This is a genomic window from Pseudomonas sp. SWI36 (genome assembly GCF_002948105.1).
Taxonomy (GTDB): Bacteria; Pseudomonadota; Gammaproteobacteria; order Pseudomonadales; family Pseudomonadaceae; genus Aquipseudomonas; species Aquipseudomonas alloputida.
Genome location: NZ_CP026675.1, coordinates 2391036 through 2413950, shown reverse-complemented (window position 1 = coordinate 2413950; position 22915 = coordinate 2391036). Strand labels below are relative to the sequence as shown.

The window sequence follows — 22915 nt, the reverse complement described above, 5'->3', positions numbered from 1 at the left end:
ACCTGATAGCGCCCCTTGCGGGGCGCAGGAATTACAGTTTCTTGGCTTTCTCGATCGCTTCGTCGATGCTGCCGACCATGTAGAACGCTTGTTCTGGCAGGTGGTCGTAGTCACCTTTGAGGATGCCGCTGAAGCCAGCGATGGTGTCTTTCAGGGAAACGTACTTGCCTGGCGAACCGGTGAAGACTTCTGCCACGAAGAACGGCTGCGACAGGAAGCGCTGGATCTTACGAGCGCGGGCTACCAGTTGCTTGTCGGCTTCGGACAGTTCGTCCATACCCAGGATCGCAATGATGTCCTTCAGCTCTTTATAGCGCTGCAGAACATACTGAACGCCACGAGCGGTCTCGTAGTGCTCGTTGCCGATCACGTTCGGGTCCAGCTGGCGCGAAGTCGAGTCCAGTGGGTCGACCGCTGGGTAGATACCCAGGGAGGCGATGTCACGGGACAGAACGACGGTGGCGTCCAAGTGGGCGAAGGTGGTCGCTGGCGACGGGTCGGTCAAGTCGTCCGCAGGTACGTATACGGCCTGTACGGAGGTGATCGAACCTTCCTTGGTGGAGGTGATGCGCTCTTGCAGAACGCCCATCTCTTCAGCCAGGGTCGGCTGGTAACCTACTGCAGAAGGCATACGGCCCAGCAGTGCGGATACTTCGGTACCGGCCAGGGTGTAACGATAGATGTTGTCGACGAACAGCAGAACGTCGTTACCTTCGTCACGGAACTTCTCGGCCATGGTCAGGCCGGTCAGCGCTACACGCAGACGGTTTCCTGGTGGCTCGTTCATCTGACCGTAGACCAGCGCTACCTTGTCGAGAACGTTGGAGTCCTTCATCTCGTGGTAGAAGTCGTTACCCTCACGAGTACGCTCACCCACACCAGCGAACACGGAGTAACCGCTGTGTTCCATGGCGATGTTACGGATCAGTTCCATCATGTTTACGGTCTTGCCGACACCGGCACCACCGAACAGACCAACTTTACCACCCTTGGCGAACGGGCAAACCAGGTCGATAACCTTGATGCCGGTTTCCAGCAGGTCGTTGCCGCCTGCCTGGTCAGCGAACGAAGGCGCTGGCTGGTGGATACCGCGACGCTCTTCTTCGCCGATCGGGCCGGCTTCGTCGATCGGGTTGCCCAGTACGTCCATGATACGGCCCAGGGTGGCCTTACCAACTGGAACCGAAATGGCAGCGCCGGTGTCAACGACATCCAGACCGCGCTTCAGGCCTTCGGTCGAGCCCATCGCAATGGTACGAACCACGCCGTCGCCCAGCTGCTGCTGAACTTCCAGGGTGGTTTCCGCGCCTTGTACTTTAAGCGCGTTGTATACACTCGGCACGACGTCACGTGGGAATTCCACGTCGATGACGGCGCCGATGATTTGAACGATACGTCCGCTACTCATAGCTGGATCCTCTGAATATGTGAACCGTTAAACCGCGGCAGCGCCGCCGACGATTTCCGAGATCTCCTGGGTGATCGCAGCCTGACGCGCCTTGTTGTAGATCAACTGAAGCTCTTTGATCAAATCACCGGCGTTGTCTGTGGCGTTCTTCATGGCGATCATCCGGGCCGCTTGTTCAGCAGCGTTGTTCTCGACCACCGCCTGGTAAACCTGCGACTCCACGTAGCGCACCATCAAGCCGTCCAGCAGCTCTTTTGCGTCGGGTTCGTACAGGTAGTCCCAGTGATGCTTGAGATCCTGATCCGGGGTTGCCACCAACGGTACCAATTGCTCGACCGTCGGCTTCTGGGTCATGGTATTGATGAACTTGTTCGAAACCACCGAGAGGCGATCGATACGGCCGTCCAGGTAGGCGTCCAGCATCACTTTGACGGAGCCGATCAGATCGTTGATCGATGGCTCTTCGCCCAAGTGGCTGATCGCTGCTACGACGTTGCCGCCAAAGATGCGGAAGAAAGTCGCACCCTTGCTGCCGATCACGCACAGGTCGATTTCCACGCCCTGTTCGCGGTTTGCGCTCATGTCCTTGACCAGGGCCTTGAACAGGTTGGTGTTCAAGCCACCGCACAGACCACGGTCACTGCTCACCACGATATAACCAGCGCGCTTTACAGGGCGCTCGATCATGAACGGGTGGCGGTATTCCGGGTTGGCGTTGGCCAGATGACCGATCACCTGGCGGATACGTTCCGCGTAAGGACGGCTAGCAGCCATGCGCATTTGTGCCTTGCGCATCTTGCTGACCGCCACTTTCTCCATGGCGCTGGTAATTTTTTGCGTGCTTTTGATGCTCGCAATCTTACTGCGAATCTCTTTTGCGCCTGCCATGTATCACCTATCAGGTTAGCAAGCGGGGGCCTGAGCCCCCGCTGCGGCTTACCAGGTCTGGGTGGCCTTGAACTTCTCGATACCGGCTTTCAGGCCTGCGTCGATTTCGTCGTTGAAGTCACCCTTCACGTTGATCTTCGCCATCAGTTCAGCGTGATCACGGTTGAAGAAGGCGATCAGAGCTTGCTCGAAGCTGCCGATCTTGGAGACTTCTACGTCGATCAGGAAGCCACGCTCAGCGGCGTACAGCGACAGAGCCATGTCCGCGATGGACATCGGCGCGTACTGCTTCTGCTTCATCAGCTCGGTAACGCGCTGACCATGCTCCAGCTGCTTGCGGGTCGCTTCGTCCAGATCGGACGCGAACTGGGCGAATGCAGCCAGTTCACGGTACTGAGCCAGAGCGGTACGAATACCACCGGACAGCTTCTTGATGATCTTGGTCTGAGCGGCACCACCTACGCGGGATACCGAAACACCGGCGTTCACTGCTGGGCGGATGCCCGAGTTGAACATGGCCGATTCCAGGAAGATCTGACCGTCGGTGATGGAAATCACGTTGGTCGGAACGAACGCAGAAACGTCGCCAGCCTGGGTTTCGATGATCGGCAGAGCGGTCAGGGAACCGGTTTTGCCAGTAACAGCACCGTTGGTGAACTTCTCGACGTACTCTTCCGAAACGCGCGATGCACGCTCCAGCAGACGGGAGTGGAGATAGAACACGTCGCCTGGGTATGCTTCGCGTCCTGGTGGACGGCGCAGCAGCAGGGAGATCTGACGGTAGGCAACGGCCTGCTTGGACAGGTCATCGTAAACGATCAGTGCGTCTTCACCGCGGTCGCGGAAGAACTCGCCCATGGTGCAACCGGCGTATGGCGCCAGGAATTGCAGTGCGGCGGATTCCGAAGCACTGGCAACAACCACGATGGTGTTGGCCAGGGCGCCGGTTTCTTCCAGCTTGCGAACGATGTTGGCAACGGTGGAACGCTTCTGGCCGACTGCAACATAAACACAGAAAATACCGGAGTCTTTCTGGTTGATGATGGCGTCGATGGCCATGGCGGTCTTGCCGATCTGACGGTCGCCAATGATCAGCTCACGCTGGCCACGGCCGACAGGGATCATGGCGTCGACGGATTTGTAACCAGTCTGTACAGGCTGGTCTACCGACTTACGCCAGATCACGCCTGGAGCCACTTTCTCGACTGCGTCAGTCTGGGTGTTGCCCAGAGGACCTTTGCCGTCGATCGGGTTACCCAGTGCGTCAACGACGCGACCCAGCAGTTCCTTACCAACCGGAACTTCCAGGATGCGGCCGGTGCACTTGGCGCTCATGCCTTCGGCGAGGGTGTCATAGGCACCCAGGATCACTGCACCTACGGAGTCTTGCTCCAGGTTCAGGGCCATGCCGTAGACGCTGCCAGGGAACTCGATCATTTCGCCGTACATGACGTCGGCCAGACCGTGGATCCGCACGATACCGTCGGATACCGAAACGACGGTACCTTCGTTACGGGCTTGGGAGCTCACATCGAGGTTATCGATGCGGCCCTTGATGATTTCACTAATTTCGGAAGGATTGAGTTGCTGCATTGCTCTGCTGCCCCTTCAAACTCAAGATTTCAATGCTTCGGCCAGTTTCGCGATTTTGCCGCGAACAGAGCCATCGATTACCAGGTCACCGGCGCGGATGACGACGCCGCCAATCAGGCTGGCATCCTCCGACGCGTGCAGGCGCACTTCCTGGCCTAACCGTGCACTGAGAACCTTGGCGAGTTTGTCTTGCTGTTCTTGGTTCAACGCGAAGGCACTGGTGACTTCCACGTCCACGGATTTCTCTTGCTCGGCCTTGTACAGGTCGAACAGGGCGGCAATCTCCGGCAGAAGCAGGAGACGGTCGTTTTCCGCGGCAACATGAATGAAATTCTGTGCCTGTGCATTGAACTTGTCACCGCACACGTCAATGAACGTGGCGGCCTTTTCTGCGCTCGTCAGTCGCGGGGCCTTGAGCAGGCGCTGCATGGTGTCGTCTTGCGACACCGCAGCAGCCAGGCCGAGCATGGCTGACCAATTGGCCAGTTGCTGATGGGCCTGGGCATGCTCAAAGGCAGCCTTAGCGTAAGGTCGGGCCAACGTGGTCAGTTCTGCCATGATCGCCCTCGCTTAAATTTCAGCGGCCAGTTTGTTAACCAGCTCCGCATGCGCGTTTTGATCGATTGTGGCGCCAAGGATCTTTTCAGCACCACCAACGGCCAGAGCACCCACTTGGGCACGCAGGGCGTCTTTAGCGCTGTTCAGTTCCTGTTCGATCTCGGCCAGAGCCTGAGCCTTCACACGGTCAGCTTCGACGCGGGCCTGTTCACGGGCTTCCTCGACAAGCTGAGCAGCGCGTTTCTTGCTTTGCTCGATGATTTCGGCTGCTTGTGCTTTAGCTTCACGCAGTTGCTGACCCGCTTTCTCTTGGGCCAGCTCCAGGTCGCGAGCTGCGCGGTTGGCAGCGTCCAAGCCGTCGGCAATCTTCTTTTGGCGCTCTTGCAGGGCAGTGATGACCGGAGGCCATACATACTTCATGCAGAAGAGTACAAAAATCAGGAAAGCAACGGATTGGCCAATCAGGGTTGCATTAATGTTCACGCCAACACCTCGCTCGGTCTTAATTCATACAGCCATCAACTCGTGGTGACGAGTGATTAGCCGGCGATCTGACCAACGAACGGATTCGCGAAGGTGAAGAACAGAGCGATACCAACACCGATCATGGTTACGGCGTCGAGCAGACCGGCAACGATGAACATTTTGACCTGCAGCATCGGAACCATTTCTGGCTGACGAGCAGCGCCTTCCAGGAATTTGCCACCCAGCAGGCCGAAACCAATGGCGGTACCCAGAGCACCCAGGCCGATCAGCAGAGCAACAGCGATAGCGGTCAGACCAACTACAGTTTCCATCTTTCCTCCCGACTTTTACGTCGTATTGGTTAGGTTTTTAGTTTGAAGCGGTAAAACAAATCGTTTGGTACAGCATGCCCTTGCGGACTTTTTAAGCCCTCCCCCCGTACCGGCAGGGAAGGCTATCAGACACGCCAGGCGGTCTTAATGGTTATCTTCGTGAGCCATCGACAGGTAGACGATGGTCAGCATCATGAAGATGAAAGCTTGCAGGGTGATGATCAGGATGTGGAACACAGCCCACGCCCATTGCAGCACCACACCCAGGCCGCTGAGCCACAGCAGGCCGGAGCCGAACATTACAGCGATCAGGATGAACACCAGCTCGCCAGCATACATGTTGCCGAACAGACGCAGTGCCAGCGAGATCGGCTTGGCGATCAGGGTGACGAATTCCAGCAGGAAGTTGACTGGAATCAGCAGGATCTGCACGAAGATATTCTTGCTGCCAAACGGGTGCAGGGTCAGCTCACCTATGAAGCCGCCCAGTCCCTTGACCTTGATGCTGTAGAAGATGATCAGGGCGAAGACGCAGAAGGCCATGGCCAGGGTCGCGTTCGGGTCGGTGGTCGACACGGCGCGGAACGGAATGTGCGGGTCACCGGAAATCAGGATGGCCAGCTGAGGAATCCAGTCGACCGGTATCAGGTCGACGGCGTTCATCAGGAATACCCAGACGAAAATGGTCAGCGCCAGTGGTGCGATTACCGGGCTACGGCCGTGGAAGGAGTCCTTCACGCTGCCGTTGACGAAGTCGACCATCACCTCAACGAAGTTCTGCAGACCGCCAGGTTGGCCGGAAGTCGCCTTCTTGGCCGCCATGCGGAAGATCAACAGGAAGATCAGACCCAGCGCGACGGACCAACCCAGGGTGTCCAGGTGGAACGCCCAGAAGCCCATTGCCTTGGCTTCTGCAGCCGAATGGGCGAAGCCCCAGCTGCCGTCTGGTAGTTGACCGTAGGTCAGGTTCTGCAAGTGGTGCTGGATATAGCCCGAAGCGGTTTCTGCTGCCATGGTTGCCTCAAACGCCCTAAGGTCTCGAAAGTCTTTTATTCATCAGCAGGGGCGCGAACCAGCTGACCAAAAGGGTCAACACGAAGACGCCGAATACTGCTAGCGGCGCCAGTGGCTTCACTCCTGCAAAGGTCAGTGCAAAAAGCACTGCCGTCAAAATCATCTTGCCTGCCTCGCCAGCGTAAAACGACTTGACGATAGCTTGTGCCGCCCGAGCCCCGCTGAAGCGAAAAGCCTTCCAGGCGAAATACACATTGGGCAGCCAGGCAATCAAACCTCCGCAAAGGCCTGAATATCCACTGACCGACCCTTTCCACTGCCACAACACCAAGGTTGCCAGCAGCAGTACGACAAATTGAGCCAGCAGTACCGGAAAAACCGCCCAGCGATGGAAAGGCAGGCGGTTTGGCGTGCGTATTTCCATCACAACTGCTCCTCGGAAGTCGACCAACAAGTCAGCTATGACTTGGCATAATTTGTGCCGACAAAATGCGCGCAGAGTATAGGGGTGGATTAACCCCTATTCAACTCTTCGGTAGTGATTTCCGACTTCGCGCTACAACAGGAATTGTTTCAGCGGATGTGAGCGAGCACGCCTTGCAACTCGTCAAGCGAGTTGTAGCGAATAACCAACTGGCCTTTGCCCTTGTTGCCATGACGGATCTGCACGGCCGAGCCCAGGCGCTCTGCGAGCCGCTGTTCAAGGCGTGCGATATCCGGATCAGGTTTGCTCGGTTCGACCGGATCAGGCTTGTCGCTGAGCCACTGACGGACCAGTGCCTCGGTTTGGCGCACGGTGAGGCCACGTGCGACAACATGACGCGCCCCCTCCTCCTGACGATTTTCGTCCAGGCCCAGCAATGCACGGGCGTGCCCCATCTCCAGGTCACCGTGGGCGAGCATGGTCTTGATCGCATCGGGCAAGGTGATGAGGCGCAGCAGGTTGGCCACGGTCACCCGCGACTTGCCCACAGCGTCAGCCACCTGCTGCTGGGTGAGCTCGAATTCCTGTTGCAGGCGCTGCAGGGCCATGGCCTCTTCCAGCGGGTTGAGGTCTTCGCGCTGGATGTTCTCGATCAATGCCATGGCGATGGCGGCTTCGTCGGGCACTTCACGGACCATGGCCGGGATCGTGTCCAGGCCGGCCTGCTGAGTGGCGCGCCAACGGCGCTCACCGGCGATGATCTCGTATCGGTTGTCGCCAATCGGGCGTACCACGATCGGTTGCATCACACCATGGTTGCGAATCGAGTGCGCAAGCTCTTCCAGCGCCTCCGGATCCATGTCCCGGCGAGGCTGATACTTGCCACGCTGGACCAGTTCGACCGGCAGGTGTTGCAGTTCTTTCTGGTCGATCTTCACAGCCTGCTCTTCGAGCGCGCTGACGGAAGGACCACTGAGCAGTGCATCCAACCCACGTCCGAGACCCCGTTTCTTGACGGCCATACGGATTCCTTAAGTTGTTTGTGCAGTGCGTGATGGACGGCGTTGACGGCGTACCAGTTCCCCAGCCAGGGCCAGGTACGCCAGTGCGCCCCGCGATTGCTTGTCGTAAGCAAGGGCTGGCATGCCGAAGCTGGGGGCCTCGGCCAAGCGAATGTTGCGCGGAATGACCGTGTCGTAAAGCTGAGGGCCGAAGTGCTCCTTCAACTGTGCCGAAACATCGTTGTTCAGGCTCAGACGCGGATCGTACATGGTCCGCAGCAGGCCCTCGATCTTCAACTCCGGGTTCAACCGCGCGGCGATGCGCTTGATGTTATCCACAAGGTCGCTGAGACCTTCCAGTGCGTAATACTCGCACTGCATGGGGATAATCACGCCATCGGAAGCGACCAGAGCATTCAGCGTGAGCATCGACAGCGACGGCGGGCAGTCGATGAGGATGTAGTCGTAGTTATCGCGAATGGGTGCCAGGGCGTTGCGCAGACGGCTCTCCTTGACCTGCATTTCCAGCAGCACCACCTCAGCGGCGGTCAGATCACGGTTGGCCGGCAGCAACTGGAAGCCTCCGTGCTCGGAGTAGTGCATAGCCTGGGCCAAGTCGCACTCCCCGATCAGCAGGTCGTAGACCGAATGCTCGAGCTCGTGCTTGTCCACACCGCTGCCCATGGTGGCGTTGCCCTGCGGATCGAGGTCGATCAGCAGGACACGACGCTTGGTCGCAGCCAGCGAGGCGGCGAGATTGATACAGGTGGTTGTCTTGCCCACACCACCTTTCTGGTTCGCGATTGCGAATACCTTAGCCATTGTTGCGAGTGTTCCCAGTCATGCCTTGCGGCGCAGTATCAGCAGATGGCGCTGGCCCTGGCAACCCGGAACGGTCAGGGCCTGTTCGCTTTCCACTGTGAAGTCTGCGGGCAATGCTACCAGTTCATCGGCAGGATGCAGCCCCTTCATTGCAAGCCATTGCGTCCCGGTGTCGCCCAAGTGGCGGGTCCAGTTGGTGAAGTTCTCCATGCTGCTGAAAGCGCGGGAGATGATTCCGTCGAACGGTTGTGCCGGCTGGAAGGCCTCGACCCGGCTGTGGATAACCGTGAGGTTGTCCAGCCTGAGTTCCATTTTCACCTGTGTCAGGAAACGGGTTTTCTTGCCATTGGCGTCCAGCACGGTGACGCGCTTGTGTGGATGCAGAATAGCCAACGGGATGCCGGGCATGCCACCGCCGCTGCCGACATCCAGCCAGTTATCACGGTCGTTGTGGATAAAAGACATGACGCTAAGGCTGTCGAGCAGGTGACGCGAAACCATCTCGTCCGGGTCGCGCACAGCAGTCAGGTTGTAGGCTTTGTTCCATTTGATCAACAGAGCCAGGTAGCCAAGCAGCTTCTCGTGCTGCTCGGCAGTCAGCTCGACACCAAGCTGGCGCGCACCTGTGGACAACTCTTCAGCGTGTTGAGGGGTGACCAGGGAACTCAAGCGCTTTGCTCCAATTCGCGGCCAGCGCCGCGTTTTTTCAAGTGAATCAGCAACAGGGAAATCGCCGCCGGGGTCACACCCGGGATACGCGAAGCCTGGCCCAGCGTCTGCGGACGGGTCTGGCTCAGCTTGCCCTGTATCTCCTTGGACAGGCCGGAAATCGTCGTGTAGTCGATATCCACAGGCAGGCGTGTGTCTTCGCTGACGCGCAGTCGGGCAATTTCATCCTGCTGGCGGTCGATGTAGCCGGCGTACTTGGTGCGGATCTCGACCTGCTCGGCAACCTGTGGATCGATTACGTCACCGCCAGTCGCTTCGATCAGGCCGGCGTAGTCGATTTCGGGGCGCGCCAGCAGGTTGAGCAGGCTGTACTCGTGGCTCAGCGGAGTGCCGAACTTATCCACAATGGCCTGGCCTTGCTCGGTATTCGGCCGAACCCAGGTCGATTTCAGGCGCTGTTCCTCACGCTCGATACCGTCGCGCTTGGCGCAGAACGCGGCCCAGCGCTGGTCATCGATCAGGCCCAGTTCACGGCCCTTTTCGGTCAGGCGCAGGTCGGCGTTGTCTTCGCGCAGTATCAGCCGGTACTCGGCACGCGAGGTAAACATGCGGTACGGCTCCTGGGTACCCAAGGTAATCAGGTCGTCCACCAGTACGCCGATGTATGCCTCGTCGCGGCGCGGGCACCAGCTGTCACGGCCCTGCGCCCGCAGTGCGGCGTTAGTCCCGGCCAGCAGGCCCTGGGCGCCGGCTTCTTCGTACCCGGTGGTGCCGTTGATCTGCCCGGCGAAGAACAGGCCGCCGATGACTTTCGTCTCGAGGCTGTACTTGAGGTCGCGGGGATCGAAGTAGTCGTACTCGATGGCGTAGCCGGGGCGCACGATGTGGGCGTTTTCCATGCCACGGATGGAACGCACGAGCTCCAACTGCACGTCGAACGGCAACGAAGTGGAAATACCGTTGGGATACAACTCATGGGTGTTCAAGCCTTCCGGCTCGATGAACACCTGGTGGCTTTCCTTGTCGGCAAAGCGGTGGATCTTGTCTTCGATCGACGGACAGTAGCGCGGACCGACACCTTCGATCACGCCCGAGTACATCGGTGAACGGTCGAGGTTCGAGGCAATGATCTCGTGGGTGCGCGCATTGGTGTGGGTAATCCAGCAACTCACCTGACGCGGGTGCATTTCGGCATTGCCCATGAACGACATCACCGGGATCGGCGTATCGCCTGGCTGTTCGGTCATTACCGAGAAGTCCACCGAGCGGCCGTCAATGCGTGGCGGGGTACCGGTTTTCAGGCGGCCGACGCGCAGCGGCAGTTCACGCATGCGGTGGGCCAGGGCAATCGAAGGTGGATCACCGGCGCGACCACCGGAATGGTTTTGCAGACCAATGTGGATAAGGCCGCCGAGGAAGGTACCGGTAGTCAGCACCACAGATTCGGCAAAGAAACGCAGGCCCATCTGGGTCACCACGCCTTTGACCTGGTCCTGCTCGACGATCAGGTCGTCGCAGGACTGCTGGAATATCCACAGGTTTGGCTGGTTTTCCAGGATTTCACGTACCACTGCCTTGTAGATGGCGCGGTCGGCTTGTGCACGGGTGGCACGTACGGCCGGGCCCTTGCGGTTGTTCAGAACGCGGAACTGGATGCCGCTCTTGTCGGTGGCCAGCGCCATGGCGCCGCCGAGCGCATCGATCTCTTTGACCAGATGGCTTTTGCCAATACCGCCGATGGCGGGGTTGCAGCTCATGTGACCGAGGGTTTCCACGTTATGGGTCAGCAGCAGGGTTTTCACACCCATGCGTGCAGACGCAAGCGCAGCCTCGGTACCGGCATGGCCGCCGCCGATGACGATCACGTCAAAACGGGAAGGGAAATCCACCACGCACCTCGTGCCTGTTTTTGCGAATAGAGAAGGTAAGCGGACAAGTATAGGGACTTCACCCCCAGTAAAGAAACCGTCTGAGCAAATTTTGACCAGTCTGTGGATGAGTGGCAAACAACAGAAATCAGAGAGAAGAAATTTAAAAAGCTTTGTTTTTATGTTTATTCTTATGCACAGCGACTTCTGTGGATAAAGTCGTGCATCCCAATAATGGCGCTATGTAGAGAGAAATTAAACCCTGTGCCTGGAGTGCCATGAGGGCTCTGGATAACGTCATTTAGCCTGTGGATTAAATGGCTGTTTACCCACAGGCGGGTTTTTCCTCAGAAAAAAAGCCCGCTTATCAACTGAGCTGAAGGCGACTTTTCCACAGGGCTCCTGAGCACAGTTTTTAGGCCGAGCATGGAAAATTCATCGCGCTAGCAACCAGGCATGATCGGTTTGGAGCGGTCAAGCTCGCGAAAGGGTCGGTACATCCGCCGACATTCCGTGCTTGTAAGGGCTTCTTCGCGGGTCCACCCGCTCCCACAGGTGCTTGGGTCAGCGGCCTGCATTCATCTTCTGCAACGAATTTCAGGCAAAAAAAAGCCGCTCCCTAAGGAGCGGCGCTTGGCCTTGGATTACTTGCCGATGCAGAAGCTGGAGAAAATCCGCCCAAGCAGGTCATCCGAGCTGAATGCTCCTGTGATCTCCCCCAGCGCATGCTGTGCCTGGCGTAAGTCCTCAGCCAGAAGCTCTCCCGCGCCCGCCAAGGTCAATTGAGCACGGCCGTGCTCCAGGTGCTCGCTGGCCTGGCGCAAGGCATCCAGATGGCGCCGGCGGGCGCTGAAGCCACTCTCTGCAGTCTGCTCATAACCCATACAGCCTTTCAGATGGTCGCGGAGCAGTTGCAGCCCTGTGTCGTCGCCCTTGGCGCTCAGGGTAATGGTCACATGGCCGTCATCGCACTGTTCCAGCGCTACCCGCTCACCACTCAGGTCGGCCTTGTTGCGAATCAGCGTGACCTTGGCCGGGTCCGGCCGCTGAGCCAGAAACTCAGGCCACAAAGCGAACGGGTCGCTGGCCTCGGGCGCAGTGGAGTCGACTACCAGCAGAACGCGGTCTGCCTCGCCAATGGCCTTCAGGGCGCGTTCCACACCGATCTTTTCCACATGGTCATCGGTATCGCGCAAGCCGGCAGTATCGACAACGTGCAGCGGCATGCCGTCGATGTGGATATGTTCGCGCAGGATATCCCGCGTGGTGCCAGCGATGTCAGTGACGATCGCAGCTTCCCGCCCGGCCAGCTGGTTCAGCAAGCTCGATTTACCGGCATTCGGCCGGCCGGCAATGACTACCGTCATGCCGTCACGCAGCAAGGCGCCCTGCCCGGCCTCGCGCTGCACAGTGGATAACTCGCTGCGCACGGCATCAAGCATCGACAGCACGTGGCCATCGGCGAGGAAGTCGATCTCTTCTTCAGGAAAATCGATTGCCGCCTCGACGTAAATACGCAAGGCAATCAACGCCTCGGTGAGGCTGTGCACACGCCTGGAGAATTCCCCTTGCAGCGAGCGCAGGGCGTTGCGCGCTGCCTGGCTGGAACTGGCTTCGATCAGGTCGGCGATGGCTTCAGCCTGCGCCAGGTCGAGCTTGTCGTTGAGGAAGGCGCGCTCGCTGAACTCGCCCGGGCGGGCTAGACGACAGCCGACTTGTACACAGCGCTGCAGCAGCATGTCCAAGACCACAGGGCCACCGTGTCCCTGCAGTTCAAGCACGTCCTCGCCAGTGAACGAATTAGGCCCTGGAAAGAACAGAGCAATCCCTTCGTCCAGCACCAGCCCTTCATCGTCGCGGAACGGACCGTAATGGGCATGCCGCGGGGTCAGGGTGCGGCCGGTGATCAACAGGCCGGCCTTGGCAGCCAGAGGGCCGGACAACCTGACAATTCCCACACCGCCCCGGCCCTGGGCCGTGGCGATGGCGGCGATGGTTTCACGCACAGTGTTCATGCTCGAAAGCCTCTACGACAAAAACGACAGATAGCAAAAACGCCCCACTAGGGGGCGTTTTTATTCACAGGCTAGCGTATTAGCCCGTCAAGCAGCAGCTTTTTTGGTAGCTGCTTCGATACGGCGAGTGATGTACCACTGCTGCGAAATCGACAGGCAGTTGTTCACAACCCAGTACAGCACCAGACCGGCAGGGAACCACAGGAAGAAGAAGGTGAAGATGATTGGCATCATTTTCATCACCTTGGCCTGCATCGGATCCGGCGGAGTCGGGTTCAGGCGCTGCTGGATGAACATGGTGGCGCCCATGATGATCGGCAGGATGAAGAACGGATCCTTGATCGACAGGTCGGTAATCCACAGGATCCATGGGGCCTGGCGCATTTCCACGCTTTCCAGCAATACCCAGTACAGGGCCAGGAATACCGGCATCTGCACCAGGATCGGCAGGCAGCCGCCCAGTGGGTTGATCTTCTCTTTCTTGTAAAGCTCCATCATCGCCTGGGACATCTTCTGGCGATCGTCACCGAAGCGTTCCTTGAGTGCGGCGAGCTTAGGTGCAACGGCACGCATACGCGCCATGGAGCGGTAGCTGGCAGCCGACAGCGGGAAGAACAGGCCTTTGATCAACATGGTCAGCACGATGATCGACCAGCCCCAGTTACCCAGCAGGCTGTGGATATGTTGCAGCAGCCAGAAGATCGGCTGGGCGATGAACCACAGGAAGCCGTAGTCGACGGTCAATTCCAGGCCTGGGGACAACTCTTTCAGCTTGGACTGGATCTTCGGGCCGGCGTACAGCAGGGCACTGGTTTCGACCTTGCCGCCAGCCGGTACGCTGATAACCGGGCCGGTGTAGCCGATGATGTAGTTGCCCTGGCTATCCTTGCGGGTCTGGACAACGTTGTTGTCCGACTTGGCCGGAATCCAGGCGGTCACGAAGTAGTGCTGCAGCCAGGCAACCCAGCCGCCGGACACATTTTCTTTCAAACTACCTTTGTCGATGTCCTTCATCGAGACCTTTTTGTAAGGCTCAGAAGCTGTCCACAGGGCAGCACCCAGGTAGGTAGCGGTGCCGGTGGCGGTACTGGAGGACGGATCGCCGCTGGCATCACGCTTGAGCTGGGCAAACATGTTGCCGTTCCAGGCCTGGCCGCTCTGGTTGTCGATCAGGTAGCTGACATTCAGGTCGTACTCACCGCGCTTGAAGCTGAAACGCTTGATGTAGTTGACACCGTTGTCACTGAACTTCAGGTCTACCACCAGTTGTTCCTGGCCATCGGCCAGCTGGTAGCTCTTCTGTTCGGCGGCATACAGGGGACGGCCGCTGGCGCGGGCATCCGGGCCGTCGGTACCGGTCAGACCGCTTTGTGCCAGGTAAACACGCTCACCACCGTTGTCGAACAACTGGAATGGAATGTTCGGGTGGTCTTGACGGCGTGGGTACTTCGGCAGGTTCAGCTGGACGATGTCACCACCGACCGGATCGATAGCCAGTTCCAGAACGTCGGTCTTGACTCGGATCAGGTCCTTGCTGAGTGCGACCGGTGCCAGTTCGGCAGGGCTCGATTCGGCGTTGGCGCTCGGTACATCGGCGCTGGCACCGTTGTTACCGGCAGGCACGCCATCGGGCAAGCCCGGAGCAACAGTGCTGGCAGCAGTATTCTGAGTCGGCAGGGCAGCCTGGCCGTAGTCATCGTTCCACTTCAGGACCATGACGTAGGACACGACTGCCAGCGCGGCGATCAGGATCGTGCGTTTAATATCCATGATTACTCGGCTATCGAAGAAGTTCGGGAGGAAGGAGCGGGTGGAACGGGGTCGAAACCGCCGTCATTCCACGGATGACAACGCCCCAGGCGACGAACGGCCAGCCACCCACCACGCCAGATGCCATGGTTTTCGATGGCTTCATACGCGTAACAGGAGCAACTGGGGAAAAACCGACAGTGATTGGCCATCAGAGGACTAATGGCATAACGGTAAAACTGGATCGGAACGAGTGCCAGTTTACGCATCTTGGCTGTCTACCCCTGCGGAATTGGCGGTGACTGCTGGTGTCGGCCGGCTGCGCGCCAGGCGTTTCCAGAGCTTGCCAAAGTGTTGGTGCAATTCCGGGTTTTCTATCTCACCCAATCCCTTGCGCGCGACGATCACGATGTCCAGACCGGCAAGCAATTGCTGGTTCAGACGAAAGGAATCGCGCATCAAGCGCTTGAGGCGGTTGCGTTGAACGGCGAGCTTGACACTCTTCTTGCCGATTACCAAGCCAAGGCGTGGGTGATCGAGACCGTTCTCGCGAGCAAGGATCAGCAGGTTTTTCCCTGGAACCTTGCCGGTTGGGGAGTCGAAGACCGCTTTGAAATGCCGGGGTGTAAGCAGTCGCTTTTCCCGACTGAAGTCCTGACTCACCACCTGTGCCGAAAAATCAAATGGCCAGACGCTTACGGCCTTTGGCACGACGACGCGACAGAACAGCACGGCCGTTCTTGGTAGCCATACGGGCACGGAAACCGTGGGTGCGGGCGCGCTTGATGGTGCTTGGTTGGAAAGTACGTTTCATGGCGTGTTACCTGGTTTGTCGACGACGGGCCGGGATGGCCCCCTTTTTAAGAGACCGGCGATTCTAGAGAAAGCAAGCCCATAGGTCAATTTCCAACCAGTCTTTCCATATAGAGCATGTGATGGACGGTGCCTGTTGATCAGTGCCCAAGGGGTGCTTGATCGGACACACGGATCGGGGACAACATGAAAAAAAAGAAGAGACATATAAAAAGCTTTTTTGAAGAACTTATAACTCTTAAGTGGATAACCTTCTGTGGATAACCTGCGCTGGCCCATGAATTACGGGGTGTACAGAGTTTTACAACTTTGTTCTGATCCCGTGCTGCGCTTGTTCCCATCGTGAGTGAAAGCTGTGGATGAAAACACCTGTTATCCACAGCGGAGTTATCAACAGGCTAAGGGCTGGGGTTGTGCATAGCCCTCAGGGTCGTTTATCCACAGGGCTTATTCACAGAGGCGAAAAGCCGTTTTGGTCGATAAATGGCTGTTTTGTCGTGGTTCCTAACGTGTCCACATGTGGATAACTGAACGCTCGACCGGTACAATGGCGGTTTGTTTTTGCCTCATCCGGCTTTCAAACTCAGGGGATATCCGTGTCAGTGGAACTTTGGCAGCAGTGCGTGGAGCTTCTGCGCGATGAACTGCCTGCCCAGCAATTCAACACCTGGATCCGTCCGCTACAGGTCGAAGCCGAAGGCGACGAGTTGCGCGTCTATGCGCCTAACCGTTTCGTTCTCGATTGGGTCAATGAAAAGTACCTGGGTCGCTTGCTCGAGCTGTTGGGTGAGAACGGTAGCGGCATTGCACCAGCCCTTTCCTTATTAATAGGTAGCCGTCGCAGCTCGGCCCCAAGGGCTGCGCCCAACGCGCCGGTCAGCGCTGCCGTTGCGGCTTCGCTGGCGCAGACTCAGGCACACAAGACGGCCCCTGTCGCAGCGGTTGAACCCGTTGCCGTGGCTGCAGCCGAGCCTGTACTGGTCGAGACGTCTTCGCGTGACAGCTTTGATGCCATGGCCGAGCCCGCTGCGGCGCCGCCCAGTGGTGGTGGCCGGGCTGAACAACGCACCGTGCAGGTTGAAGGTGCGCTCAAGCACACCAGTTACCTGAACCGGACCTTTACCTTTGACACCTTCGTCGAAGGTAAGTCGAACCAGCTCGCCCGCGCGGCTGCCTGGCAGGTTGCGGACAACCCTAAGCATGGCTACAACCCGCTGTTCCTTTATGGCGGTGTGGGTTTGGGTAAAACCCACCTTATGCATGCTGTGGGTAACCATCTGCTGAAGAAAAATCCGAACGCCAAGGTGGTGTACCTGCATTCGGAGCGTTTCGTCGCGGACATGGTCAAAGCGCTGCAACTCAATGCCATCAACGAATTCAAGCGCTTCTACCGCTCGGTGGACGCGTTGTTGATCGACGATATCCAGTTCTTCGCTCGCAAAGAGCGCTCGCAGGAAGAGTTTTTCCACACCTTCAACGCCTTGCTCGAGGGCGGCCAGCAGGTAATCCTTACCTCTGACCGCTATCCCAAGGAAATCGAAGGCCTGGAAGAGCGTCTGAAGTCGCGCTTTGGTTGGGGCCTGACGGTGGCTGTCGAGCCACCAGAGCTGGAGACCCGCGTAGCGATCCTGATGAAGAAGGCCGACCAGGCCAAAGTCGAGCTCCCGCATGACGCAGCCTTTTTCATCGCTCAGCGCATCCGGTCCAACGTCCGTGAGCTGGAAGGTGCACTGAAGCGGGTTATCGCTCACTCGCACTTCATGGGGCGTGACATCACCATCGAGCTGATTCGTGAATCGCTCAAGGATCTGTTGGCGCTGCAAGACAAACTGGTCAGTGTGGATAACATTCAGCGTACCGTCGCTGAGTACTACAAGATCAAGATCTCCGATCTGTTGTCCAAGCGTCGTTCGCGTTCTGTCGCGCGCCCGCGTCAGGTAGCCATGGCCCTGTCCAAGGAGTTGACTAACCACAGTCTGCCGGAAATTGGCGACATGTTCGGTGGTCGCGACCATACGACCGTGCTGCACGCCTGCCGCAAAATCAATGAACTGAAGGAATCCGACGCGGACATCCGCGAGGACTACAAGAACCTGCTGCGGACGCTGACGACCTGATGGCCGTCTGCGCAGCTAATTGAAGGCAAGGGACTAGACCATGCATTTCACCATTCAACGCGAAGCCCTGTTGAAACCCCTGCAACTGGTCGCCGGTGTCGTCGAGCGCCGTCAGACCTTGCCGGTCCTGTCCAACGTATTGCTGGTCGTACAAGGCCAGCAACTGTCGTTGACCGGTACCGACCTGGAAGTCGAGCTGGTAGGCCGCGTGCAACTGGAAGAGCCGGCCGAGCCTGGCGAGATCACTGTTCCTGCGCGCAAGCTGATGGACATCTGCAAAAGCCTGCCTAACGACGCCCTGATCGATATCAAGGTCGATGAGCAGAAATTGTTGGTAAAGGCCGGCCGCAGCCGCTTCACCCTGTCGACCCTGCCTGCCAATGACTTCCCGACTGTGGAAGAAGGCCCGGGTTCGCTGACCTGCAACCTGGAGCAGAGCAAGCTGCGCCGCCTGATCGAGCGAACCAGCTTCGCCATGGCCCAGCAGGATGTGCGCTATTACCTCAACGGTATGCTGCTTGAGGTTTCCCGCAACACGTTGCGCGCTGTATCCACCGACGGTCACCGCCTGGCGCTTTGCTCGATGAGCGCGCCGATCGAGCAGGAAGATCGACACCAGGTCATCGTGCCGCGTAAAGGTATCCTGGAGTTGGCGCGCCTGCTGACCGATCCTGAAGGCATGGTCAGCATCGTGCTGGGTCAGCATCACATCCGCGCCACTACTGGCGAGTTCACCTTTACCTCCAAGCTGGTGGACGGCAAATTCCCGGACTACGAGCGCGTACTGCCCAAAGGCGGTGACAAGCTGGTCGTCGGAGACCGCCAGGCGCTGCGTGAAGCCTTCAGCCGTACTGCGATTCTTTCCAACGAAAAGTACCGCGGTATTCGCCTGCAGCTGGCTGCCGGTCAACTGAAGATCCAGGCTAACAACCCCGAGCAGGAAGAAGCTGAAGAAGAAATCAGCGTGGACTATGACGGTAGCTCGCTGGAGATCGGTTTCAACGTCAGCTACTTGCTGGACGTGCTGGGCGTGATGACTACTGAGCAAGTTCGTCTGATCTTGTCCGATTCAAACAGCAGTGCGCTGCTGCAGGAAGCTGGCAATGACGATTCTTCCTACGTTGTCATGCCGATGCGCCTGTAACCTGTAGCAGGCGAAATGTCCCTTCGACGTATCATGGTCACCGCGGTGCGCAACTTGCACCCGGTGACACTCTTACCCTCCCCCCGCATCAACATCCTTTACGGCGCCAACGGCAGCGGCAAGACCAGCGTGCTCGAAGCCGTGCATTTGCTCGGCCTGGCCCGTTCATTTCGCAGCACCCGCCTGAATCCGGTTATTCAGTACGAACAGGCTGCCTGTACTGTGTTCGGCGAGGTTCAGCTGACGGAGGGTGGTACGAGCAACCTGGGTGTGTCCCGTGAGCGACAAGGGGAGTTTACTATTCGCATCGATGGGCAGAATGCGCGCAGCGCCGCGCAATTGGCTGAGTTACTGCCGCTTCAGCTCATCAACCCAGACAGTTTCCGACTGCTGGAAGGTGCCCCAAAAATACGCCGCCAGTTTCTGGACTGGGGGGTGTTCCACGTGGAACCTCGTTTTCTGCCAGCCTGGCAACGCCTTCAGAAGGCGCTGCGGCAGCGGAACTCATGGTTGCGTCATGGTACACTTGACCCAGCTTCGCAAGCCGCCTGGGACCGGGAATTGTGCCTGGCTAGCGCGGAAATAGATGAATACCGTCGCAACTACATCAAGGCCTTGAAGCCCGTCTTCGAGCGAACCCTGAGCGAACTGGTCGAGCTGGACGGGTTGACCCTGAGCTACTACCGAGGCTGGGACAAGGACCGGGAACTGCAAGAAGTGCTCGCCTCCTCCCTCCTTCGCGATCAGCAGATGGGCCATACCCAAGCCGGTCCGCAGCGTGCTGATCTGCGTTTGCGGTTGGCTGGCAACAACGCAGCCGACATCCTGTCGCGTGGTCAGCAAAAGTTGGTGGTATGCGCATTGCGCATTGCCCAAGGCCACCTCGTCAGTCAGGCTCGCCGCGGTCACTGTATTTATCTCGTGGATGACTTGCCGTCCGAACTGGATGAACAGCATCGCCGCGCACTGTGCCGCTTGCTTGAAGAATTACGCTGCCAGGTGTTCATCACCTGTGTAGATCACGAATTACTGAGGGAAGGCTGGCAGACGGAAACGCCAGTTGCTTTGTTCCACGTGGAACAAGGCCGTATCACCCAGACCCACGACCATCGGGAGTGAAGGCATGAGCGAAAATCAAACGTACGACTCCTCCAGCATCAAGGTGCTGAAAGGTTTGGATGCCGTACGCAAGCGTCCCGGCATGTACATTGGCGACACCGATGATGGTAGTGGCCTGCACCACATGGTCTTCGAGGTGGTCGACAACTCGATCGACGAAGCCCTCGCCGGTCACTGCGATGACATCACTGTCATCATCCACCCGGACGAATCTATCAGTGTGCGCGACAACGGTCGCGGCATTCCGGTCGATGTGCATAAGGAAGAAGGCGTTTCCGCAGCCGAGGTCATCATGACTGTGCTGCACGCCGGCGGTAAGTTCGACGACAACTCTTACAAAGTATCCGGCGGTCTGCACGGTGTAGGTGTGTCGGTTGTGAACGCCCTGTCCGAGAAGCTGGTTCTGACCGTTCGCCGTAGCGGCAAGATCTGGGAACAGACTTACGTTCACGGTGTTCCACAAGCGCCCATGGCGGTTGTCGGTGACAGTGAAACCACGGGTACCCACATCCACTTCAAGCCATCGGCTGAAACCTTCAAGAACATTCACTTCAGCTGGGACATCCTGGCCAAGCGCATCCGCGAGCTGTCGTTCCTTAACTCGGGCGTTGGCATTCTGCTGAAGGATGAGCGCAGCGGTAAGGAAGAGTTCTTCAAGTACGAAGGCGGTCTGCGTGCGTTTGTCGAGTACTTGAACACCAACAAGACGCCGGTGAACTCTCAGGTTTTCCACTTCAACGTTCAGCGTGACGATGGCGTGGGTGTTGAAGTCGCCCTGCAATGGAACGACAGCTTCAACGAAAACCTGCTGTGCTTTACCAACAATATTCCGCAGCGTGATGGCGGTACCCACCTGGTGGGTTTCCGTTCCTCGCTGACCCGTAGCCTTAACAGCTACATCGAGCAGGAAGGCCTGGCCAAGAAGAACAAGGTGGCAACCACTGGCGACGACGCCCGTGAAGGCCTGACCGCAATCATCTCGGTGAAGGTACCGGACCCGAAGTTCAGCTCGCAGACCAAGGACAAGCTGGTCTCCTCGGAGGTGAAAACCGCCGTGGAACAGGAGATGAACAAGTACTTCGCCGATTTCCTCCTGGAAAACCCGAACGAGGCGAAGGCCGTCGTTGGCAAGATGATCGACGCGGCTCGCGCCCGTGAAGCCGCCCGTAAAGCCCGTGAAATGACCCGCCGTAAAGGTGCGCTGGATATCGCGGGCCTGCCGGGCAAACTGGCCGACTGCCAAGAGAAGGATCCTGCTCTCTCCGAACTGTACCTGGTGGAGGGTGACTCTGCGGGTGGCTCGGCCAAGCAAGGCCGCAACCGTCGTACCCAGGCGATCTTGCCGCTGAAGGGTAAAATCCTCAACGTCGAGAAAGCGCGCTTCGACAAGATGATTTCGTCCCAGGAAGTGGGCACGCTGATCACTGCGCTGGGCTGTGGCATCGGCCGCGAAGAGTACAACATCGACAAACTGCGTTATCACAACATCATCATCATGACCGATGCTGACGTTGACGGTTCGCACATCCGTACGCTGCTGCTGACCTTCTTCTTCCGTCAGCTGCCGGAGCTGGTCGAGCGTGGCTACATCTATATTGCCCAGCCGCCGCTGTACAAGGTGAAACGAGGCAAGCAGGAGCAGTACATCAAGGACGATGAGGCCATGGAAGAGTACATGACCCAGTCGGCTCTGGAAGATGCCAGCCTGCACCTGGACGAATCGGCGCCAGCAGTTTCCGGTGTGCAGCTGGAAGCGCTGGTGAATGAGTTCCGTAGTGTCATGAAGACTCTCAAGCGCCTGTCGCGCTTGTACCCGGAAGAGCTGACTGAGCACTTCGTCTACCTGCCGGAGGTGACCCTGGAGCAGTTGGGTGACCACGCAGTGATGCAGGCCTGGCTGGCCCAGTTCCAGGCGCGTCTGAACTCCAGCCAGAAGTCTGGCCTGGCTTACAACGCCAGCCTGCGTGAAGACAAAGAGCGCAACGTGTGGCTGCCTGAAGTGGAAATTACCTCTCACGGTCTTGCCAGCTACATCACCTTCAACCGCGATTTCTTCGGCAGCAATGACTACCGTACCGTAGTCAACATTGGTGCCAAGCTTTCGAGCCTGTTGGGTGAAGGTGCGTACGTGCAGCGCGGTGAACGCCGCAAGGCAATCGTCGAGTTCAAAGAGGGCCTGGATTGGCTGATGAACGAGACCACCAAGCGCCATACGATTCAGCGATACAAAGGGCTGGGTGAGATGAACCCGGACCAGCTGTGGGAAACCACCATGGACCCGACCGTTCGCCGTATGCTCAAGGTCACTATCGAAGATGCCATCGCCGCTGACCAGATCTTCAACACCCTGATGGGTGATGCGGTCGAGCCGCGTCGTGACTTCATCGAAAGTAACGCGCTGTCGGTGTCGAACCTGGACTTCTGATCAGGTGTAATTCGCCAGACACTAAAAAGCCCGCTGATGCGGGCTTTTTAGTGTCTGCAAAAAATCAGTAACCGGTGAGAATGTTCACGATCACACCGCTGGCAATAGCCACCAGCACATAGTCGCCATTCACATACAGCCAACGATGATCACGAGGTGGCGCATACAGGTGGCGCGCTTTCCAGTCAGTTACCCAGTAACGGTCACCACGGTAATGTGGATCAACGGCATGACCACGCTGCCACTGCTTATGAGGTATCGGCATGCCTTGTTGTGGGCGGAAGTTTGGATCACGGTAAGCAGGACCGCGGCCATTGTCATGTCGGCCCTGGTGCTGTGGTTGACCCTGTGGCGGGTTGCCTTGGTGCGATGGGCCGCCATCATGCCGATCAGGCGGGCCCGGTTGCGCGAAGCTTGCCAGCGGTGTGCTGAGCATGAGCGCGGCGCAGATCACGGTTAGGGTTTTCTTCATTTGATGCGGTCCTCTGCCT

At 58.1% G+C, this 22915-nt stretch carries 22 protein-coding genes; 4 read left to right on the top strand and 18 right to left on the bottom strand.

Features of this window, described 5'->3' with window-relative positions; all coding sequences use genetic code 11:
- Positions 1 to 31 precede the first annotated feature (31 nt).
- The 17 genes from atpD to rpmH all read right to left on the bottom strand — a co-directional run bounded on the left by atpD (position 32) and on the right by rpmH (position 15620).
- Positions 32 to 1408, bottom strand: a complete 1377-nt coding sequence (gene atpD, locus C4Q27_RS11605) for a F0F1 ATP synthase subunit beta (protein ID WP_003253197.1) — start codon at positions 1406 to 1408, stop codon at positions 32 to 34.
- Between the two features lie 27 nt (positions 1409 to 1435).
- Complete coding sequence (atpG, locus tag C4Q27_RS11600) at positions 1436 to 2296, bottom strand: F0F1 ATP synthase subunit gamma (protein WP_003253195.1); 861 nt, start codon at positions 2294 to 2296, stop codon at positions 1436 to 1438.
- A 48-nt stretch (positions 2297 to 2344) separates the two neighbouring features.
- Entirely contained in the window at positions 2345 to 3889 is a 1545-nt protein-coding gene (gene atpA / locus C4Q27_RS11595) for a F0F1 ATP synthase subunit alpha (protein WP_010955887.1), read from the bottom strand.
- A 21-nt stretch (positions 3890 to 3910) separates the two neighbouring features.
- A complete protein-coding gene (locus C4Q27_RS11590) occupies positions 3911 to 4447 on the bottom strand; it encodes a F0F1 ATP synthase subunit delta (protein ID WP_003253191.1) in 537 nt (178 codons plus the stop codon).
- A gap of 12 nt (positions 4448 to 4459) precedes the next feature.
- Positions 4460 to 4930 (bottom strand): F0F1 ATP synthase subunit B, encoded by a 471-nt coding sequence (locus C4Q27_RS11585; protein WP_003253189.1) that lies wholly within the window; start codon positions 4928 to 4930, stop codon positions 4460 to 4462.
- A 56-nt stretch (positions 4931 to 4986) separates the two neighbouring features.
- Positions 4987 to 5244, bottom strand: a complete 258-nt coding sequence (gene atpE / locus C4Q27_RS11580; RefSeq protein WP_003097235.1) for a F0F1 ATP synthase subunit C — start codon at positions 5242 to 5244, stop codon at positions 4987 to 4989.
- Positions 5245 to 5388: 144 nt separating this feature from the next.
- Positions 5389 to 6258 (bottom strand): F0F1 ATP synthase subunit A, encoded by an 870-nt coding sequence (gene atpB / locus C4Q27_RS11575; protein WP_010955889.1) that lies wholly within the window; start codon positions 6256 to 6258, stop codon positions 5389 to 5391.
- Positions 6259 to 6274: 16 nt separating this feature from the next.
- Positions 6275 to 6682, bottom strand: coding sequence for a F0F1 ATP synthase subunit I (locus tag C4Q27_RS11570; protein WP_010955890.1), 408 nt, complete (start codon positions 6680 to 6682; stop codon positions 6275 to 6277).
- Between the two features lie 149 nt (positions 6683 to 6831).
- Positions 6832 to 7704: a ParB/RepB/Spo0J family partition protein gene (locus tag C4Q27_RS11565; protein WP_003253185.1), complete on the bottom strand. Its 873-nt coding sequence runs from the start codon at positions 7702 to 7704 to the stop codon at positions 6832 to 6834.
- 9 nt (positions 7705 to 7713) lie between these two features.
- Complete coding sequence (locus C4Q27_RS11560) at positions 7714 to 8505, bottom strand: ParA family protein (protein WP_003253182.1); 792 nt, start codon at positions 8503 to 8505, stop codon at positions 7714 to 7716.
- An 18-nt stretch (positions 8506 to 8523) separates the two neighbouring features.
- Positions 8524 to 9174, bottom strand: coding sequence for a 16S rRNA (guanine(527)-N(7))-methyltransferase RsmG (rsmG, locus tag C4Q27_RS11555; protein ID WP_020192710.1), 651 nt, complete (start codon positions 9172 to 9174; stop codon positions 8524 to 8526).
- The gene (gene mnmG, locus C4Q27_RS11550; protein ID WP_104887856.1) at positions 9171 to 11063 is read right to left on the bottom strand and encodes a tRNA uridine-5-carboxymethylaminomethyl(34) synthesis enzyme MnmG; all 1893 of its coding nucleotides are present in this window, start codon (positions 11061 to 11063) and stop codon (positions 9171 to 9173) included. The genes rsmG and mnmG overlap by 4 nt, the downstream gene beginning before the upstream one ends.
- A gap of 623 nt (positions 11064 to 11686) precedes the next feature.
- Complete coding sequence (mnmE, locus tag C4Q27_RS11545; protein WP_010951424.1) at positions 11687 to 13057, bottom strand: tRNA uridine-5-carboxymethylaminomethyl(34) synthesis GTPase MnmE; 1371 nt, start codon at positions 13055 to 13057, stop codon at positions 11687 to 11689.
- 87 nt (positions 13058 to 13144) lie between these two features.
- Complete coding sequence (yidC, locus tag C4Q27_RS11540) at positions 13145 to 14827, bottom strand: membrane protein insertase YidC (RefSeq protein WP_010951425.1); 1683 nt, start codon at positions 14825 to 14827, stop codon at positions 13145 to 13147.
- 2 nt (positions 14828 to 14829) lie between these two features.
- Positions 14830 to 15075, bottom strand: coding sequence for a membrane protein insertion efficiency factor YidD (yidD, locus tag C4Q27_RS11535; RefSeq protein WP_003253169.1), 246 nt, complete (start codon positions 15073 to 15075; stop codon positions 14830 to 14832).
- Positions 15068 to 15472: a ribonuclease P protein component gene (gene rnpA / locus C4Q27_RS11530; RefSeq protein WP_003253166.1), complete on the bottom strand. Its 405-nt coding sequence runs from the start codon at positions 15470 to 15472 to the stop codon at positions 15068 to 15070. Before rnpA ends, yidD begins: the two co-directional genes overlap by 8 nt.
- 13 nt (positions 15473 to 15485) lie before the next feature.
- Positions 15486 to 15620 carry a 50S ribosomal protein L34 gene (gene rpmH / locus C4Q27_RS11525; RefSeq protein WP_003253163.1) on the bottom strand — a complete coding sequence of 45 codons (135 nt, stop codon included), beginning with the start codon at positions 15618 to 15620 and terminating at the stop codon, positions 15486 to 15488.
- A 595-nt stretch (positions 15621 to 16215) separates the two neighbouring features.
- On the opposite strand from rpmH, the gene dnaA reads away from it, so the two are divergent.
- Genes dnaA through gyrB form a run of 4 tightly spaced genes read left to right on the top strand, consistent with a single transcriptional unit; the run spans position 16216 to position 22424 of the window.
- Positions 16216 to 17736 carry a chromosomal replication initiator protein DnaA gene (gene dnaA, locus C4Q27_RS11520; protein WP_064491471.1) on the top strand — a complete coding sequence of 507 codons (1521 nt, stop codon included), beginning with the start codon at positions 16216 to 16218 and terminating at the stop codon, positions 17734 to 17736.
- 40 nt (positions 17737 to 17776) lie between these two features.
- The gene (dnaN, locus tag C4Q27_RS11515; protein ID WP_020192712.1) at positions 17777 to 18880 is read left to right on the top strand and encodes a DNA polymerase III subunit beta; all 1104 of its coding nucleotides are present in this window, start codon (positions 17777 to 17779) and stop codon (positions 18878 to 18880) included.
- A gap of 15 nt (positions 18881 to 18895) precedes the next feature.
- Complete coding sequence (gene recF / locus C4Q27_RS11510; protein WP_064491470.1) at positions 18896 to 19999, top strand: DNA replication/repair protein RecF; 1104 nt, start codon at positions 18896 to 18898, stop codon at positions 19997 to 19999.
- Positions 20000 to 20003: 4 nt separating this feature from the next.
- Positions 20004 to 22424, top strand: coding sequence for a DNA topoisomerase (ATP-hydrolyzing) subunit B (gene gyrB, locus C4Q27_RS11505; protein ID WP_003253152.1), 2421 nt, complete (start codon positions 20004 to 20006; stop codon positions 22422 to 22424).
- A 64-nt stretch (positions 22425 to 22488) separates the two neighbouring features.
- Here gyrB and C4Q27_RS11500 read toward each other — a convergent pair whose 3' ends face one another.
- A complete protein-coding gene (locus C4Q27_RS11500) occupies positions 22489 to 22896 on the bottom strand; it encodes an RcnB family protein (RefSeq protein ID WP_003253149.1) in 408 nt (135 codons plus the stop codon).
- Positions 22897 to 22915: the final 19 nt, after the last annotated feature.